This window comes from Streptomyces sp. Z26 (genome assembly GCF_003665095.1).
Classification (GTDB): domain Bacteria; phylum Actinomycetota; class Actinomycetes; order Streptomycetales; family Streptomycetaceae; genus Streptomyces; species Streptomyces phytohabitans.
Window position 1 is genome coordinate 3,581,772 of the sequence record NZ_RCHV01000002.1, and the last position, 15,965, is coordinate 3,597,736.

General features: G+C 73.4%; 17 protein-coding genes and 1 tRNA gene. 4 read left to right on the top strand and 14 right to left on the bottom strand.

Annotated elements, in window-relative coordinates; all coding sequences use genetic code 11:
• Positions 1 to 3: 3 nt before the first annotated feature.
• From D7M15_RS28490 to D7M15_RS15995, 4 genes are all read right to left on the bottom strand, one after another.
• Positions 4 to 144, bottom strand: a complete 141-nt coding sequence (locus D7M15_RS28490) for a hypothetical protein (protein ID WP_165906267.1) — start codon at positions 142 to 144, stop codon at positions 4 to 6.
• 200 nt (positions 145 to 344) lie between these two features.
• Positions 345 to 418, bottom strand: a tRNA-Pro gene (locus D7M15_RS15985).
• Between the two features lie 86 nt (positions 419 to 504).
• Positions 505 to 1,443 (bottom strand): metallophosphoesterase, encoded by a 939-nt coding sequence (locus tag D7M15_RS15990; RefSeq protein WP_121518133.1) that lies wholly within the window; start codon positions 1,441 to 1,443, stop codon positions 505 to 507.
• Positions 1,444 to 1,624: 181 nt separating this feature from the next.
• Positions 1,625 to 2,563, bottom strand: a complete 939-nt coding sequence (locus D7M15_RS15995) for a serine hydrolase (RefSeq protein ID WP_121518134.1) — start codon at positions 2,561 to 2,563, stop codon at positions 1,625 to 1,627.
• Between the two features lie 188 nt (positions 2,564 to 2,751).
• On the opposite strand from D7M15_RS15995, the gene D7M15_RS16000 reads away from it, so the two are divergent.
• Complete coding sequence (locus tag D7M15_RS16000; protein WP_121518135.1) at positions 2,752 to 3,216, top strand: GatB/YqeY domain-containing protein; 465 nt, start codon at positions 2,752 to 2,754, stop codon at positions 3,214 to 3,216.
• 187 nt (positions 3,217 to 3,403) lie between these two features.
• Here the strand turns inward: D7M15_RS16000 and D7M15_RS16005 are convergent, their stop codons facing one another.
• The 4 genes from D7M15_RS16005 to nth form a co-directional block, all read right to left on the bottom strand.
• Positions 3,404 to 5,716 (bottom strand): transglycosylase domain-containing protein, encoded by a 2,313-nt coding sequence (locus tag D7M15_RS16005; protein WP_121518136.1) that lies wholly within the window; start codon positions 5,714 to 5,716, stop codon positions 3,404 to 3,406.
• Between the two features lie 150 nt (positions 5,717 to 5,866).
• Positions 5,867 to 7,066, bottom strand: coding sequence for a MarP family serine protease (locus tag D7M15_RS16010; RefSeq protein ID WP_121518137.1), 1,200 nt, complete (start codon positions 7,064 to 7,066; stop codon positions 5,867 to 5,869).
• A gap of 45 nt (positions 7,067 to 7,111) precedes the next feature.
• Entirely contained in the window at positions 7,112 to 7,813 is a 702-nt protein-coding gene (locus D7M15_RS16015) for a CoA pyrophosphatase (RefSeq protein ID WP_121518138.1), read from the bottom strand.
• Positions 7,814 to 7,901: 88 nt separating this feature from the next.
• Entirely contained in the window at positions 7,902 to 8,783 is an 882-nt protein-coding gene (gene nth / locus D7M15_RS16020; RefSeq protein WP_165906268.1) for an endonuclease III, read from the bottom strand.
• Between the two features lie 252 nt (positions 8,784 to 9,035).
• Between nth and D7M15_RS16025 the strand changes: the two genes are divergently transcribed.
• A complete protein-coding gene (locus tag D7M15_RS16025; RefSeq protein WP_121518139.1) occupies positions 9,036 to 9,710 on the top strand; it encodes a Crp/Fnr family transcriptional regulator in 675 nt (224 codons plus the stop codon).
• A 79-nt stretch (positions 9,711 to 9,789) separates the two neighbouring features.
• Here the strand turns inward: D7M15_RS16025 and D7M15_RS16030 are convergent, their stop codons facing one another.
• From D7M15_RS16030 to D7M15_RS16045, 4 genes are all read right to left on the bottom strand, one after another.
• Positions 9,790 to 10,638 (bottom strand): MBL fold metallo-hydrolase, encoded by an 849-nt coding sequence (locus D7M15_RS16030; protein WP_121518140.1) that lies wholly within the window; start codon positions 10,636 to 10,638, stop codon positions 9,790 to 9,792.
• Positions 10,635 to 11,552 (bottom strand): NUDIX hydrolase, encoded by a 918-nt coding sequence (locus D7M15_RS16035; protein ID WP_121518141.1) that lies wholly within the window; start codon positions 11,550 to 11,552, stop codon positions 10,635 to 10,637. Before D7M15_RS16035 ends, D7M15_RS16030 begins: the two co-directional genes overlap by 4 nt.
• A gap of 96 nt (positions 11,553 to 11,648) precedes the next feature.
• Positions 11,649 to 12,116, bottom strand: coding sequence for a RidA family protein (locus tag D7M15_RS16040; protein WP_121518142.1), 468 nt, complete (start codon positions 12,114 to 12,116; stop codon positions 11,649 to 11,651).
• Complete coding sequence (locus D7M15_RS16045; RefSeq protein WP_003975360.1) at positions 12,113 to 12,274, bottom strand: DUF4177 domain-containing protein; 162 nt, start codon at positions 12,272 to 12,274, stop codon at positions 12,113 to 12,115. Before D7M15_RS16045 ends, D7M15_RS16040 begins: the two co-directional genes overlap by 4 nt.
• A gap of 64 nt (positions 12,275 to 12,338) precedes the next feature.
• Here D7M15_RS16045 and D7M15_RS16050 point away from each other — a divergent pair, with 64 nt between their 5' ends.
• Together D7M15_RS16050 and D7M15_RS16055 are read left to right on the top strand one after the other, a co-directional pair.
• On the top strand, positions 12,339 to 13,337 hold the full coding sequence (locus tag D7M15_RS16050; RefSeq protein WP_121518143.1) for an ArsA-related P-loop ATPase: 999 nt from the start codon (positions 12,339 to 12,341) through the stop codon (positions 13,335 to 13,337).
• Positions 13,334 to 14,803, top strand: coding sequence for an ArsA family ATPase (locus D7M15_RS16055; protein ID WP_206337375.1), 1,470 nt, complete (start codon positions 13,334 to 13,336; stop codon positions 14,801 to 14,803). The genes D7M15_RS16050 and D7M15_RS16055 overlap by 4 nt, the downstream gene beginning before the upstream one ends.
• Here the strand turns inward: D7M15_RS16055 and D7M15_RS16060 are convergent.
• Positions 14,782 to 15,132 carry a WhiB family transcriptional regulator gene (locus tag D7M15_RS16060; RefSeq protein ID WP_121518144.1) on the bottom strand — a complete coding sequence of 117 codons (351 nt, stop codon included), beginning with the start codon at positions 15,130 to 15,132 and terminating at the stop codon, positions 14,782 to 14,784. The two genes, D7M15_RS16055 and D7M15_RS16060, sit on opposite strands and share 22 nt — an antisense overlap.
• 597 nt (positions 15,133 to 15,729) lie before the next feature.
• Positions 15,730 to 15,915 (bottom strand): hypothetical protein, encoded by a 186-nt coding sequence (locus tag D7M15_RS29060; protein ID WP_121518145.1) that lies wholly within the window; start codon positions 15,913 to 15,915, stop codon positions 15,730 to 15,732.
• Between the last annotated feature and the right edge of the window lie 50 nt (positions 15,916 to 15,965).

Consider the following 15,965-nt stretch of genomic DNA (forward strand, 5'->3'; position numbering starts at 1 on the left):
CTCCTAGACGATGTGCAGTTCGTCCGCCGCGACGACCAGCGCCCCTTCGCCTGCCCAGACGCGGGCCGACGCATCTGCCGCGCGTCGGCGCCACTGACCGAGCAGGTGGGACACGGACCGACGGGCCCGTAGGTACGGGGGCATGGGGGCGTCCTCCGGGGGATGGCGGAGCAGGGCGGGCGGCGCCCGGACGGGACACCGTGACGTACACGTGGGCACCGGAACCCGTTCCCCCGCCCGCGACGACGACACCGCCGCCCCGCCACTACCCCGCAGCGGGGGCCCACCACGCAGCAGGGCCGGTCCCTCTCGCGAGGAACCGGCCCTGAACTACTGCTTCTCTGTCGGGGTGGCGGGATTTGAACCCACGACCTCTTCGTCCCGAACGAAGCGCGCTGCCAAGCTGCGCCACACCCCGAAGCAACGAGCACAACCTTAGCCCAGGCCGGCCCGGACGCGAAATCCGGTTTCCCGGTACGGCGGCGGGCCCGGCCCGGGGCGGGGTTACGGGCGGTCGTCCCGTTCCGTGAGGGTGAGCAGCGTCGCCTCCGGGGGGCAGGCGAAGCGGGCCGGGGTGTAGCGGTTGGCGCCGCAGCCCGCGGAGACGTGGAGGTACGAGCGGTGGCCGCCCGCCTGGTGCGTCGAGAGGCCCTTCACGCGGTCCGTGTCGAGGTCGCAGTTGGTGACCAGCGCCCCGTAGAAGGGGATGCAGAGCTGCCCGCCGTGCGTGTGCCCGGCGAGGATCAGCGGGTAGCGGTCGGCGGTGAACGCGTCCAGGACGCGCAGGTACGGCGCGTGCACCACGGCGAGGGACAGGTCGGCGTCCGTCTCGGGGCCGCCCGCGACCTCGCCGTAGCGGTCGCGCTTGATGTGCGGGTCGTCGAGCCCCGTGAACGCGATCTCCTGGCCGCCCGGCAGCTTCAGCCGTCCGCGCGCGTTGGAGAGGCCGATCCAGCCTGCGGCGTCGAACGCGTCCCGCAGGTCCTCCCACGGGTTGTGGATGGCGCCGACGGCGGGCGGGTTGCCGTTCAGGCCGTGGCGGCCCTGGGCCTTCTCGAAGAGGTAGCGGGCGGGGTTGCGGAGGCGGGGGCCGTAGTAGTCGTTGGAGCCGAAGACGTACGCGCCGGGGAACTCCATCAGCGGCCCGAGCGCGTCCAGCGTCGCGGGGACGCCTTCCGGGTCGGAGAGGTTGTCGCCGGTGTTCACGACGAGGTCGGGGCGGAGTCCGGCGAGGGACTGGAGCCAACGCTCCTTGTGGCGCTGCCCGTTGACCATGTGCACGTCGGAGATCTGGAGGACGCGCAGCGGGTGCATGCCCCGTGGGAGGACGGGCACGGAGACGCGCCGCAGGCGGAAGGAGCGGGGCTCGACCGCCGTCGCGTAGCCGAGGCAGGCCGCCCCGAGTGCCGTGATGCCGAGGGGAATTCCGTATCGCGCGCGCATACCCCCATCGTCGCAGACGTGGCGCGCCGTGCGCAGCGCGTGAGCGCGCCATCCCCGACGGTACGGGCCCGGGTACGGGTACGGGCCGGGGAAGCGGTACGCGTACGGGCCCGGACCGCCGTCGTACGCGGTCCGGACCCGTGGTCCTGGCCTGGTCGAGCCGGGCTCGACCGGCCGGGGATCAGTCGCGCTGGGCGCCCGCGGGCAGCTCGCGCAGCTTCATCTGCTTCGTCTGCGTGCCGTAGGCCCAGTCCAGCATGGCCTTGGCGTCGGTGTAACGGGCGGCCGCGCTCTTGCTGTACAGCACCACGCCGACCACCGTCTTCCCGTCCCGCTTCGCGGCGAAGACGAGGCACGGCCCGGCGGCGGTGCCGCTGCCGGTCTTGACGCCGATGGCGCCCTTGTACGAGCCGAGGAGCTGGTTGGTGTTCGTCCAGGTGTAGGTGCGGCCGTTGGTGGCCACCTCCTTCGCCGTGGTCGTCTTCACGGTCGAGGCGAAGGTCGTGTTCTTCAGGGCGTGTTGGGCCATCTTGGCCAGGTCGCCGGGCGTCGTGTAGTTGTCCCCGCCGGGGGAGATGCCGTCGAACGAGTCGAACTCGGTGTTCTTCAGGCCCAGTTCGTCGGCGGTCTTGTTCATCTTGCCGATGAACGACTTGGTGCGCGCCTTGACCGACGAGCCGCTGCCGATCGCGTCCGCGATGGCGTACGCGGCGTCGCAGCCGGACGGCAGCATGAGGGCGGGGAGGAGCTGCTTGACCTTGAGCTTGTCACCGGTGCGGAGGTCGGCCGTGCTGGCGCCCTCGCGCGTGACGTAGTCGCGGTACTCCTGCTTGACCGTGATCTGCTTGTCCAGCGCGCCCTTGGTCTGGAGCGCGACGATCGCCGTCATGATCTTCGTCGTGCTGGCCATCTGGCGCTTCGTGGTGTCGCCCTTGCTCCACAGCTTCTTTCCGCTGCCGGCGTCGAGCAGGTACGCGCCCTTGGCGCCGACGCCGGAGGGCGCCGCCGCGGCCGTTCCGGCCGCCTGTGCCGGGGTGCCGGTCGCCAGTACGGTCACGGTGGTGGCGACGGTCGTCAGACCGATGCCCCAGCGGCGCGCAGATCTCGTGGCAATGGGCATGACTGCTCCTGTGGTTCGTGGTTCCCCTCACGACCCGGGCCGCCGTCGGCCGCCTCGCAGGGACGCGCAGCGGCGGCGGTGCGGGAAGTCGTGAAGCGGAGACTACTCACCCCGTCCGCCCCCCCGGGGACCCGGCCCGCGCGGAAACGCGCTGGGGGACCGTCGCGCGTGCTGGCAGACTGAGCGGCATGACCACGCTCAAGTCCCGGCTGAAGGACGACCTGACCGCCTCCATCAAGGCGCGTGACGAGCTGCGTTCGGCCACGCTCCGGATGACGCTCACCGCGCTCACCAAGGAGGAGGTGGCGGGCACCGAGGCCCGTGAACTCTCCGACGAGGAGGTGCGGAAGGTGATCGCGCGCGAGGCGAAGAAGCGCCGTGAGGCCGCGGACGCCTTCGCGGAGGGCGGCCGTGCCGCGCAGGCGGAACGGGAGCGGGCGGAGGGCGAGGTCCTCGCGGAGTACCTGCCGCAGCAGCTGTCCGACGACGAGTTGGACGCGTTCGTCGGCGAGGCCGTCGCGGAGGCGCGGGCGGCCGGGGCCGAGGGGCCGCGGGCGATGGGCGCCGTGATGAAGCTCGTGAACCCGAAGGTGGCGGGCCGCGCCGAGGGCGGCCGGGTCGCCGCGGCGGTGAAGCGGCACCTCGCGGGCTGACGGCCGTACGGGCCCGCCGTACGCGCGTCCGCGCGCCCGCAGCAGTACGACCCGACACCCCCGCACCCGTACGACGGAGGGGCGCTCCCCGTGGCCGTGGCCCGGGGAGCGCCCCTCGTCCGTTCGTCCCGCCGGGCAGCCGTACGCGTACGCCCGTACCGCCCGCGCCCGTACTACCGCCCGCGGCCTACGGCCAGCCGCCGTTGCCGCCGCCGTTCTGCCCGCCGCCGATCATGTCCGGCGGGAGGCTCGGCTCCGGCCAGCCGTCGCCGGGGCGCGGGAAGTCCGGCAGGTCCGGGGTGTCCGGCGGCCTCGGGTCGTCCCGGTCGTCCCGGTCGCCTCGGTCGTCGTCCCCGTCGTCGTCACCGCGGTCACCTCCGCGCCCGCGGTCGCCGCCCTTGTCGTCGTCCCCGCCCTTGTCGCGCTTCTCCTTCTCACCGCGTATCGGCACCGTCGGCAGCTTCGTCGACGGCTTGCCGTCGAGCGCGCCCGTCATCGCGTCGCGCCAGATCGGGCCGGGGACGCTGCCGCCGAAGACCTTGTCGTGCGGCTGGCCGCCGATGGTGATGTCCACCATCCGGCGCTGGTGCTGCGGGTCGCCGACCCAGACCGCGCCGGACATGTTCGGGGTGTAGCCGACGAACCAGGCGGCGTACCGCTCGTCCGACGTACCCGTCTTGCCCGCGCTGTCCCGCCCGCTCAGCCCCGCCTTCTTGCCGGTGCCGTCCTCGACGACGCCCCGCAGCAGCGAGTTCACCGTCTTCGCCGTACGGCTCGACATGGCGCGTTCGCACGTCGACTTGGGCACGCGGAGCGCGTTGCCCTGCGCGTCGGTGATCGACTCGATGGCGATGGGGGTGCAGTGCACGCCGTCGTTGGCGAACGTCGCGTACGCCTCCGCCATCGTCAGCGGCGACATCTCCTGCACGCCCAGCGTCATCGACGGGACCTGCTCCAGCTCCTTGCCGTCCGACCGCTCCAGGCCCATGCTCTCCGCCATGTCCCGTACGGGGCACAGGCCGATGTCGCTGATCAGCTGCACGAAGTAGGTGTTGACGGAGAGGGCCGTGGCCTCCTTCATGCGGTACGGGCCCCGCTCGCTGCGGTTCTCGTTCGCGACGGTCGAGCCGCTGCCGCTCCACTGCTTCCCGTCGCACATGCTGACCGGGCTCGGGTACGGCATCTCGTACGGCGCCGAGTAGCGCTGGTACGGGCTCTTGCCCTTCTCCAGGGCCGCCGCCACCACGATCGGCTTGAAGGTCGAACCGGGCTGGTAGCCGCTGCCGCCGCCCATGGAGCGGTTCACGGAGAGATTGATCTGCGTCTCGTTCTTGCCGAAGCCGTACGGCCGCGACTGGCCCATGCCGAGGATCTTGCCGGTGCCGGGCTCGACGATGCTGACGGCGGTGGCGACGTCGTCGTCCTGGTTGACGTGGTCCTGTATCGAGTCCTGGACCGACTGCTGCGCCTGCGGGTCGAGGGTCGTCTTGACGGTCAGGCCGCCCTGGTTCCAGCGCTTGGCCCGCTCCTTCTCCGTCTTGCCGAACGACTTGTCGCCGAGGAAGACCTGGCGCACGTAGTCGCAGAAGAAGCCCGCGCCCTTCACCGCCGTGATGCAGCCGTTCTCGGGCTTGCTCACCTTCAGGCCCAACGGCTTGGCCTTGGCCGCGTCGGCGTCCTTGCGGCTGAGGTCGCCGAGCTGGGCCATGCGCTCCAGCACGATGTCGCGCCGCTTCTTGCCCTCGTCCGGGTCGTTCGTCGGGTCGTAGCGGCTGGGGGACTGGACGAGACCGGCGAGGAGCGCCGACTGCTCGACGGTGAGGTCCTTCGCGGAGGTGGAGAAGTACCGCTGGGCGGCGGCCTCGATGCCGTACGCCTGCTGCCCGAAGAAGGTGATGTTGAGGTAGTTCTCCAGGATCTGCTTCTTGCCGAGCGACTCCTCGACCTTGATCGCGTACTTCAGTTCGCGGATCTTGCGGCCGATGCCCTTGGCCCCGGACTGCTGCGTGGCCTCCGCGATCTTCTCCGGGTCGTCGCCCGCCTCCTCGACGAAGACGTTCTTCACGTACTGCTGCGTCAACGTCGACGCGCCCTGCGTGGTGCTGCCCGCCTGCCGGTTCTGGTTGAGGGCGCGGAGGACGCCCTTCAGGTCGATGGCGCCGTGCTCGTAGAAGCGCGAGTCCTCGATGGCGATGATCGCCGCCTGCATCGACGGGGAGATGTCCTTCAGGTCCACGACGGTGCGGTCCCGCGAGTAGACCTTCGCGATCTCGTCGCCGTTCACGTCGAGGATCGTCGTGCGCTGGCTCAGCGGCGGGCGCTTCATGTTGGCGGGGATCTCGTCGAATCCCTCGACGGAACCCTTGGCCGCGAGGCCGACCAGGCCGACCGCGGGCAGCGCGATCCCGGCGAGCACGGCACCGGAGAGGACGCTCACCCCGACGAACTTGGCGGCCTGTTGGGGGACGGTCAGGCCGTCGCCCGCGCGCTTCGTAGGCATGGTGCGCAGCCTACGGGGTGGGGGCGCGCGGAGGGCAGGGGTGTCGGCCGAGTACGGCGGCGCGCCCCCGGCCCGTACGCCCGCGCCCCGGCGCTCGTACGTGCCCGCGCCCGTACGCCCGCGCCCCGGCACGCCCGTACGCCCCCCGCGTCACATCGCGCAGCCCTCGCTGTCCACCTGCCGCTCCGCCACCCGCCCCCGCTCGATGTCCTCCCGCACCTCGTCGGCCGTGAGCGCGTACCCGGTGTCGTCGTCCTCCAGGGACTTGGCGAACACCACGCCGTACACCTCGCCCTCGGGCGTGAGCAGCGGGCCGCCGGAGTTGCCCTGGCGGATCAGGGTGTAGAGGGAGTAGACGTCGCGGCGGACGGTGCCGCGGTGGTAGATGTCCGGGCCGTTGGCGTTGACCCGGCCGCGGACGCGGGCGGCCCGCACGTCGAAGCCGCCGTTCTCCGGGAAGCCCGCGACGATCGCGTCGTCGCCGCTGGCCGCGTCGCCCTCGGCGAAGCGCAGGGCGGGGGCGTCCAGGCTGGGCACGTCGAGTACGGCGATGTCGCGCTTCCAGTCGTAGAGCACCACCGTCGCGTCGCGCAGCGGGCCCTCGCCGCCGATCTGCACGGTCGGCTCGTCGACGCCGCCGACGACGTGCGCGTTGGTCATCACCTTGCCGTCCCCGAAGACGAAGCCGGTGCCCTCCAGCACCTTCCCGCAACCCGTCGCCGTGCCCACCACCTTGACGATGGACCGCTTGGCCCGGTCCACCACCGGGTCCCGGGCCAGCCGCGGGTCGGGCGCGGGGACGGACGTGATCGGCTCGTTGGAGAACGGGGAGAAGACCTGCGGCAGCCCGTTCTGCGCGAGGACCGACGAGAAGTCCGCGAACCACGTGTTGGCCCGCTCCGGCACCACCCGCGAGACGCCCTGGAGCACCTGCGAGGCCCGTACCTCCTTGCTGACCGTCGGCAGCGCCGTGCCCGCCAGCGCCGAACCGATCAGCCAGGCGACGACCAGCATGGCCAGCACGTTGACGAGCGCCCCGCCCGTGGCGTCCAGCGCGCGGGCCGGTGACCAGGTGATGTAGAGCCGCAGCCGGCTGCCCAGGTGCGTGGTGAACGCCTGCCCGACGGAGGCGCAGACGACGACGAGCCCTACGGCCAGCACCACCCCGAGGGTGCCGGGCGACGCGTCGTCGGTCATCTCGCCCCAGACGACGGGCAGTACGAGGATCGCGACGAGCCCGCCGCCGAGGAAGCCGATGACGGAGAGGATGCCGACGACGAAGCCCTGCCGGTATCCGACGATCGCGAACCACACGGCGGCGAGCAGGAGGAGTATGTCGAGCACGTTCACCGCATCAGCCTCGCAGAGATGTCGCCGCGCACGGGGCCACTCCGGTCACGAGTGCCAGTCGAGGGGGACGAGGTTCTCGCGGTCCCACGGCCGTTCCCAGCCGGAGAAGTGCAGCAGCCTGTCGATCACGCCCGCGGTGAAGCCCCAGACCAGCGCCGAACCCACGGTGAACGCCGGGCCGCGGTAGCCCCGCGGGTGCACCGTCGTCGCGCGGTTCGCCGGGTCCGCCAGCTCCGCCACCGGCACCGTGAACACCCGTGCGGTCTCCGCCGGGTCGACGGGCGCGACGGGCGTACGCCGGTGCCACCAGCCGAGCACCGACGTCACCACGAAGCCGCTCACCGGGATGTAGAGCGCGGGCAGCGTCCCGAAGACCTGCACACCCGACGGGTCCAGCCCGGTCTCCTCCTCCGCCTCGCGCAGCGCGGCGCGCAACGGCCCCTCGCCGTCCGGGTCGCCGTCCTCCGGGTCGAGCGCGCCGCCCGGGAACGAGGGCTGCCCGGCGTGCGAGCGCAGCGTCGTCGCCCGTTCCATCAGCAGCAGGTCGGGGCCCCGCGGGCCCTCCCCGAAGAGGATCAGCACGGCGGACGGGCGGCCCCCGCCACCGGCGGGCGGCAGGAACCGGCTCAGCTGGGTGGGCCGCACCGTACGCGCGGCGCGGTCGACGGGCTCCAGCCACTCGGGCAGGCCCTCGCTGGTGACGACGACGGGGGCGTCGCCGTGCCGCTGGGGGCGCGCGTGCGTCACACGCACCTCCCGGCGGAGGCGGCGTTACGTACGGGCGCGGCGGTACGTACGCCCGCGAGACGTACGGCGGAAAGGTGCGGCGCGGCGGTCATCGGCCCTCCAGCCGGGGCGCGGGCGGGCCCGGATAGTCCGGCGGCGGTTTCAGCCGCTGGCCGGGCTGGCCGCCCAGCTCGTACTTCAGCAGCTTCCGCGCCTTCTCCGGGTCCAACTCGCCCTCCCCGTACGCCGGGCAGAGCGGCGCCAGCGCGCACGCGCCGCAGGCGGGTCTGCGGGCGTGGCAGACGCGGCGGCCGTGGAAGATGACGCGGTGCGAGAGCATCGTCCACTCGCCACGCGGGAAGATGTCGGCGATCTCCGCCTCGACCTTCTCCGGGTCCTCCTGCTCCGTCCAGCGGAAGCGGCGCACGAGCCGTCCGAAGTGCGTGTCGACGGTCAGGCCGGGGACGCCGAAGGCGTTGCCCAGCACCACGTTCGCCGTCTTGCGGCCGACGCCGGGCAGCGAGACCAGGTCGTCGAGACGGCCCGGCACCTCCCCGCCGAAGCGGTCGCGGAGCGCGGCGGACAGTCCCTGCACGGACTTCGTCTTGGCGCGGAAGAAGCCGGTGGGCCGCAGCAGGTCCTCCAGCACTTCCGGGTCGGCGGCGGCCATCTCCTCCGGGGTGGGGTAGGCGGCGAAGAGGGCGGGCGTCGTCTGGTTCACCCGCAGGTCCGTGGTCTGCGCGGAGAGGACGGTGGCGACGAGCAGCTGGTACGGGTTCTCGAAGTCCAGCTCCGGGTGCGCGTACGGGTACAGCTCGGCCAGCTCGCGGTTCATCCGGCGGGCGCGGCGCACCATCCCGAGACGGGTCTCCGGCTTGGCGGCGGGGCGTCTCGCGCCCTTCTTCGCGGCCTTCTTCGCCGCGCCGCCCGCCGAGCGCTTCGCGGCACCCTTCGCCACGTCCGTACGCTCCGCCGACCCCTGTTCGCCCACAGCGGAATCTCCCGAGGTGGTCACCCGCCCGGCCCCCTTCCTGCGCGCTCTACCGGCCTGTCCGACACCCGGCCAGACTAGAGGGGGCGACCGACATTCGCGCCGCCCGCAGGTGATTCACAGCCCAATCGGCCCCCTGACGTAGGGGCGCCGGGGGGAGTACGTCAAACTTGTGACCGATCGCACTGTTTTACCGTCCGGCATCATGGGGGCCGAAAGGCACCCCAGGGCAGGTCGACAAGGAGAGAACTCGTGGACGACGTTCTGCGGCGCGCACCGCTCTTCGCGGCGCTCGATGAGGAGCAGGCGGCTGAGCTGCGCGCCTCCATGACCGAGACAACGCTCGCCCGCAGCGACGCGCTGTTCCACGAAGGCGACCCCGGGGACAGGCTGTACGTCGTCACCGAGGGAAAGGTGAAGCTCCACCGCACCTCACCGGACGGCCGGGAGAACATGCTGGCGGTCCTCGGGCCGGGCGAGCTGATCGGCGAGCTGTCGCTCTTCGACCCGGGCCCCCGTACGGCCACGGCGTCCGCGCTCACCGAGGTGAAGCTGCTCGGTCTGGGCCACGGCGACCTCCAGCCCTGGCTGAACGTGCGCCCCGAGGTGGCCTCCGCGCTGCTGCGCGCCATCGCCCGGCGGCTGCGGCGCACCAACGACTCGATGTCCGACCTCGTCTTCTCGGACGTGCCGGGCCGGGTCGCCAAGCAGCTCCTCGACCTGTCGCGCCGCTTCGGCGTGCAGTCGGAGGAGGGCATCCACGTGGTGCACGACCTCACGCAGGAGGAGCTGGCCCAGCTGGTCGGCGCGTCCCGCGAGACGGTCAACAAGGCGCTCGCCGACTTCGCGGGCCGCGGCTGGCTCCGCCTGGAGGCGCGCGCGGTGATCCTGCTGGACATCGAGCGCCTGGCGAAGCGCAGCCGCTGAGCCCGCAGACCGTACGGACCTCCGGGGCGTACGGGTACGGGTACGGGCGCGGATCGCGGCGTACGGGTACGGGCGGGCGTCAGGTCAGCCCGTGCTCGTCCAGGTAGTCGAGCTGCGCCCGTACGGACATCTCCGCCGCGGGCCACAGCGTGCGGTCCACGTCGGCGTACACGTGCGCGACGACCTCCGGCGCCGTGCGGTGCCCGTTCTCCACGGCCGTCTCGACCTGCGCGAGGCGGTTCGCGCGGTGCGCGAGGTAGAACTCGACGACGCCCAGCGCGTCGGACAGCACCGGCCCGTGGCCGGGCAGCAGCGTGTGTACGCCCTCGTCGGCGGCGAGCGAGCGCAGCAGGCGCAGCGCGTCGAGGTAGTCGCCGAGCCGCCCGTCGGGGTGCGCCACCACGGTCGTGCCGCGTCCGATGACCGTGTCGCCCGTCAGCAGCGCCCCGTCCGCGGGCAGGTGCAGGCAGACCGAGTCGGCGGTGTGGCCGGGCGTCGGTACGACGCGCAGCTCCAGGCCGCCGGTCGTGATCACGTCACCGGCCGCGAGGCCGCCGCCGCCCTCGCCGTCGGCGCCCGCGTGCCGGTACGCGGGGTCTACCGCCCGTACGGGCGCCCCCGTCAACTCCGCGAAACGGGCCACCCCGTCGGAGTGGTCCGGGTGCCCGTGCGTGAGCACGGTGAGCCCCACGCGGCGGCCGTCGCGGGCGACGGACTCGACGACGTTCCGCAGATGGCCCTCGTCCAGCGGGCCCGGGTCGACGACGACGGCCAGGTCGGAACCGGGCTCCGCGACGATCCAGGTGTTCGTGCCGTCGAGCGTCATCCCGGACGGGTTGGGCGCGAGGACGCACCGGGCGCGGTCCGTGCCGGAGCCGTGGATGGGGCCGTCGAGGGGGCGGCCGGGCGGTGCGGTTGCTTCGGTCACGGGGCGACTCGTTTCGTGAATTCGTCGTGTCCAGGCCAGCTCAGCACGATCTCGCCCGCCTCCAGGCGGGCCTGTGCGAGTACGGGTGCCAGGTCCTGTTCCGCGGCGGCGGCCAGGGCGTCGGCGGCGGTGGCGTACGGCTGGAGGCGGCGCAGGGTGGCGATGGTCGGCGGCATCATCATCAGCTCCCCGCGGTCGTAGCCCGCGGCGGCCTCGGCGGCGCCGGTCCACACCGTGCGGTCGGCCTCCGTCGAGGCGTTCCGCGTGCGCTGCCCCTCCGGCAGGACGGCCACGAAGAACCAGGTGTCGTAGCGCCGCGCCTCGAACTCCGGCGTGATCCAGCGGGCCCACGCGCCGAGCAGGTCGCTGCGCAGCAGCAGGCCGCGGCGGGCGAGGAAGTCCGCGAACGACAGCTCGCGGGCGACGAGCGCCGCCCGGTCGGCCTCCCAGTCGGGGCCGCTGGTGTCCGCGACGACCGTACGGGCGTCGGGCCCGGCGAGGAGGACGCCCGCCTCCTCGAAGGTCTCGCGCACGGCGGCGCAGACGACGCCCTGCGCCGTCGCCTCGTCCGTGCCGAGGCGGGCCGCCCACGCGGCGCGGGACGGGCCCGCCCAGCCGAGGGCGTCCGCGCCCTCCGTACCGCCCGCGCCTTCCGTACCGCCGCCCGCCGCCTCGTCGCGCGGGTCGACGGAGCCGCCCGGGTACGCGTACGCGCCCCCGGCGAAGGCCATGGAGGCGCGTCGGCGCAGCATGTGCACCTCGGGCGGCGCGCCCGCCCGGTCGCGGAGCAGCAGCACCGTCGCGGCGCGGCGCGGCGTGACCGGCGTCAGCTCCCCGGCGGCCAGCGCGCGGATGCGCTCGGGCCACTCGGCGGGGTACCACTGGCCGTTCGGCCGACCGTTCGTTGCGGACATGTCCCGGATGCTACGGGGCGTCGCGCCGATGTTCGAGAGCGCTCCGCCCCGCCCGTACGCCCGCCGCCCCGGCCGCCGGTACGCCCGCCCGTACGGTCAGTCCGCCAGCTCCACCAGCAGCTCGACCTCCACCGGCGCGTCCAGCGGCAGCGCCGCCACGCCCACGGCGCTCCGCGCGTGCCGCCCCTTCTCGCCGAACACCTCGCCGAGCAGCTCGCTGGCGCCGTTGAGGACGCCCGGCTGACCGGTGAAGTCCGGGGTGGAGGCGACGAATCCGGTGACCTTGACCACCTGCGCGATCCGGTCCAGGTCGCCCGCCACGGTCTTGACGGCGGCCAGCGCGTTGAGCGCGCAGACGCGGGCGAGTTCCTTGCCGCGCTCCGGCGAGACCTCCGCGCCGACCTTGCCCGCCGTGGGCAGCGCGCCGTTCACGAACGGCACCTGGCCCGCCGTGTACACGTACACCCCGGACCGCAGCGCCGGCACGTACGCGCCCGCCGGGGCCGGTACGTCCGGCAGGGTCAGACCCAGCTCCGCGAGCCTCGCCTCGACCGTCCCGCTCATGCCTGCTTCTCCCGCTTGAGGTACGCCACGAGCTGCTCCGGGTTGTTCGGCCCGGGGACGACCTGGACCAGCTCCCAGCCGTCCTCCCCCCAGGTGTCCAGGATCTGCTTGGTGGCGTGCACGAGGAGCGGCACGGTCGCGTATTCCCACTTCGTCATGGCACGACCCTAAGCCCTTTCCCCGAGCGGCCCCCGGGGTGCCCGACGGTTTAGGCTCCACAGCGTGAGCAGGCTGCACGTAGTGACGGGTAAGGGCGGTACGGGCAAGACGACGGTCGCCGCCGCGCTGGCGCTGGCTCTCGCGGGCGAGGGCCGCCGTACGCTGCTGGTCGAGGTCGAGGGGCGGCAGGGCATCGCGCAGCTCTTCGAGACGGAGGCGCTGCCGTACGAGGAGCGCAAGATCGCCGTCGCGCACGGCGGCGGCGAGGTCCACGCGCTCGCCATCGACGCCGAACGGGCCCTGCTGGACTACCTCCAGATGTTCTACAAGCTCGGCGGCGCCGGCCGCGCCCTCCGCAAGATCGGCGCGATCGACTTCGCCACCACCATCGCCCCCGGCCTCCGCGACGTGCTGCTGACGGGCAAGGCGTGCGAGGCCGTACGCCGCCGGGACCGGCGCGGGCGCCCCGTGTACGACGCGGTGGTCATGGACGCGCCGCCCACCGGCCGCATCACCCGCTTCCTCGGGGTGAACGACGAGGTCGCCGGGCTCGCCAAGGTCGGGCCCGTGCACCACCAGGCGCAGGCCGTCATGCGGGTGCTGAAGTCCCCGGAGACGGCCGTGCACCTGGTCACGCTGCTGGAGGAGATGCCCGTGCAGGAGACCGTCGACGGCGTCGCCGAACTGCGCGCCGCGGGCCTCCCCGTGGGCGGCGTCCTGGTCAACATGGTGCGCCCGCCGCTCCTCGACGAGGAGTTGGCCGGACTCGCGGCGGCCGGACCGGACGCGGACCCCGCCCTCCGTACGGAACTGGCCGCCGCCCTCTCCCGCGCCGGTCTCGGCGGAGCCCAGCGCGGCGGCCGCGCGGAACGCCTCGTCACCCCGCTGCTGCGGCAGGGCCGCGAGCACGCCGAACGGCTCGCCCTGGAACGCGCCCAGCGCGCCGAGATCGACCGGCTGGAACTGCCGGTGTACGAGCTGGAGTTGCTCACCGACGGCGGCGACCTGGCGGGCCTCTACGGCCTGTCGGCCGCCCTGCGCGAACAGGGGGCGCACAAGTGACCGCGGACCTGGCGGACGTACCCGCACTGCGCGTCGACCCGCTGCTGGACGACCCCGGCACCCGCATCGTGGTCTGCTGCGGCGCGGGCGGCGTCGGGAAGACGACCACCGCCGCGGCCCTGGGCGTACGGGCGGCGGAACGGGGGCGCCGTACGGTCGTCCTCACCATCGACCCCGCCCGCAGGCTGGCCCAGTCGATGGGCCTGACGGAGCTGGACAACACCCCGCGCGAGGTGCCGGGGATCGACCGCTCGGCGGGCGGCGCGCTGCACGCCATGATGCTCGACATGAAGCGCACGTTCGACGAGATCGTCGAGGCGCACGCGGACCCGGGCCGGGCCCGCGCGATCCTGGAGAACCCGTTCTACGAGTCGCTGTCGGCGGGCTTCGCGGGCACCCAGGAGTACATGGCGATGGAGAAGCTCGGGCAGCTGCGGGCCCGCGACGAGTGGGACCTGATCATCGTCGACACCCCGCCGAGCCGTTCCGCGCTCGACTTCCTGGACGCGCCGAAGCGCCTCGGGTCGTTCCTCGACGGCACGTTCATCCGGATGCTGTCCGCCCCGGCGAAGGCGGGCGGGCGCGCGGGGATGAAGTTCGTGCACCTGGGGATGGCCGGGCTGTCGATGTTCACGGGCGCGCTGAACAAGCTGCTGGGCGCGGGGCTGCTGCGGGACGTGCAGACGTTCGTGGCGGCCATGGACACGATGTTCGGCGGCTTCCGCACGCGCGCCGACGCCACGTACCGGCTGCTCCAGGCCAACGGCACCGCCTTCCTGGTGATCGCCGCGCCGGAACGGGACGCGCTGCGCGAGGCCGCGTACTTCGTGGAACGCCTCGCCGCCGACCGCATGCCCCTCGCGGGCCTGGTGCTCAACCGCGTGCACGGCGGCGGCGCCGCCGCACACCTCAGCGCGGAACGGGCGCTGGCGGCGGCGGAGGGCCTGACCGAGGGCCTGGAGGAGGGCGGCCGTACGGACGGGGGACTGGACGGCGAACGGGACGCGGAACGCGGGGGCCCGGGGCGGGAGGACGCCGGTGGGGAAGCCCCCGTACGGGCGGGCCCGGCACGGGAGGACGTGCGGGCGGAGCCTGGAGCGAAACGATCCGCCGCAGACCCGGAGCGGGCCGAGGCGACGGCGGGCACGCCCGGCGGACCGGACGGTGCGGCCGGGGACGCCGCCCGGGACGGGGCGGAACGCCTGACCGCGGCGCTGCTGCGCCTGCACGCCGCACGCATGCGCGTGCTCGCACGCGAGCGTCGCACGCGGGACCGGTTCGCGGCGCTGCACCCGGAGGTGCCCGTCACGGAGGTCGCCGCGCTGCCCGGCGACGTGCACGACCTGGCGGGTCTGCGCACGATCGGCGAACGGCTCGCGGAGTCGACGGAGGGACCGGGAGGACCGGCGGGGCCCGCGGACGCGGGGCCGGGCGGTCCGGGCGGTCAGCCCGCCGCTACGGCGTAGGTGTCGTAGTCCTCCTCCATCGAGTCGAGGTCCATGGGCAGTCCGCCCGTGTCCCGCTCGTACTCGGAGCGCGCCGTCTCCAGCAGCCTGCGCCACGAGGTGACCGTCGGACGCCGACGCAGCAGTGCGCGCCGTTCCCGCTCGGTCATCCCTCCCCACACGCCGAACTCCACCCGGTTGTCCAGGGCGTCCGCGAGGCACTCCGTACGCACCGGACATCCGGTGCAGACCGCCTTGGCGCGGTTCTGGGCCGCGCCTTGCACGAACAGTTCGTCCGGATCGGTGCTGCGGCAGGCCGCCTTCGTACTCCAGTCGGTTACCCAGCTCATTGCCGGTGCCGTCCTCTCCCGAATCGAGGCTCCCCCACGGCGGCGAACGGCATATTCACCGTTGCCAGTTGAGGACGTTACGGAAGGCGAGCAGGGTGCAACACCCCCGGGGGGCCCAATCTTGAATGGCCCGAACGGACTATGGGTGCGCGACAGATCACCCACCGGAGTGACGTGGCGGCGAGCTGAACGTTCCGCCAGGTACGACGCGGCGCGACGAGCGCGGAAGTCGCACGTCAGCCAGGGGTGTTCGGAGAGTGAAGCGCAGGCGCCGGGGCGCAGGTGTTCCAGAGTATGCGAACAGGTGCGCCCCTGTCCGGAGAACGGCGCACTCCTGTGCGCCGGTGGCGCGCGACCAATGCGCGGGGCCGTGCGCCGGGACGCCGCTGAGTGAGCCTCAGCCCCACGGTTGTGCCCGCCGGGCACGGCTCAGCGCCGCACGGCGGCGGCGTACGTCAACGGGCGCCGTACGTCAGCCCGCGCCCGTACGGCCCCCGGCGCACGCAGACCCGCGTACGGCCGCCCCACGGCGCGCCTGTGCGACGGCCCGCGCCCGGAGACCCGGGACGGTGCCGCTCCCGCCCGCCGCGCCCGCGCTCAGCTCCGCGTGTGCCGGAGCCGTGCTCCGAACCAGCGGGCCCTGCGTTGGAGGATGCGGGGGATTCCCAGCGCGGAACTCCGCGCGGGTCGGTCCAGGGGACCACCGGCGCGCCGTACGGAACGTCGCCCCCTCGGAGCGATGCGCCTGCGCGCCACGTCACGATAGTCGTGCGTCCAGCCCATACCCCGGACTCTGCCCCTGCCCCAAGGTCGGTAACCGCGCCCGCGCCACG

Coding starts and splice junctions, on each gene's coding strand:
- D7M15_RS16000 (WP_121518135.1), top strand. CDS start 2,752: ATGACCACGCTCAAGTCCCGGCTGAAGGACGACCTGACCGCCTCCATC.
- D7M15_RS15990 (WP_121518133.1), bottom strand. CDS start 1,443: ATGCGCGCGCGATACGGAATTCCCCTCGGCATCACGGCACTCGGGGCG.
- D7M15_RS16035 (WP_121518141.1), bottom strand. CDS start 11,552: ATGTCCGCAACGAACGGTCGGCCGAACGGCCAGTGGTACCCCGCCGAG.
- D7M15_RS16005 (WP_121518136.1), bottom strand. CDS start 5,716: ATGCCTACGAAGCGCGCGGGCGACGGCCTGACCGTCCCCCAACAGGCC.
- D7M15_RS16040 (WP_121518142.1), bottom strand. CDS start 12,116: ATGAGCGGGACGGTCGAGGCGAGGCTCGCGGAGCTGGGTCTGACCCTG.
- D7M15_RS15995 (WP_121518134.1), bottom strand. CDS start 2,563: ATGCCCATTGCCACGAGATCTGCGCGCCGCTGGGGCATCGGTCTGACG.
- D7M15_RS16045 (WP_003975360.1), bottom strand. CDS start 12,274: ATGACGAAGTGGGAATACGCGACCGTGCCGCTCCTCGTGCACGCCACC.
- D7M15_RS28490 (WP_165906267.1), bottom strand. CDS start 144: ATGCCCCCGTACCTACGGGCCCGTCGGTCCGTGTCCCACCTGCTCGGT.
- D7M15_RS16060 (WP_121518144.1), bottom strand. CDS start 15,132: ATGAGCTGGGTAACCGACTGGAGTACGAAGGCGGCCTGCCGCAGCACC.
- D7M15_RS29060 (WP_121518145.1), bottom strand. CDS start 15,915: ATGGGCTGGACGCACGACTATCGTGACGTGGCGCGCAGGCGCATCGCT.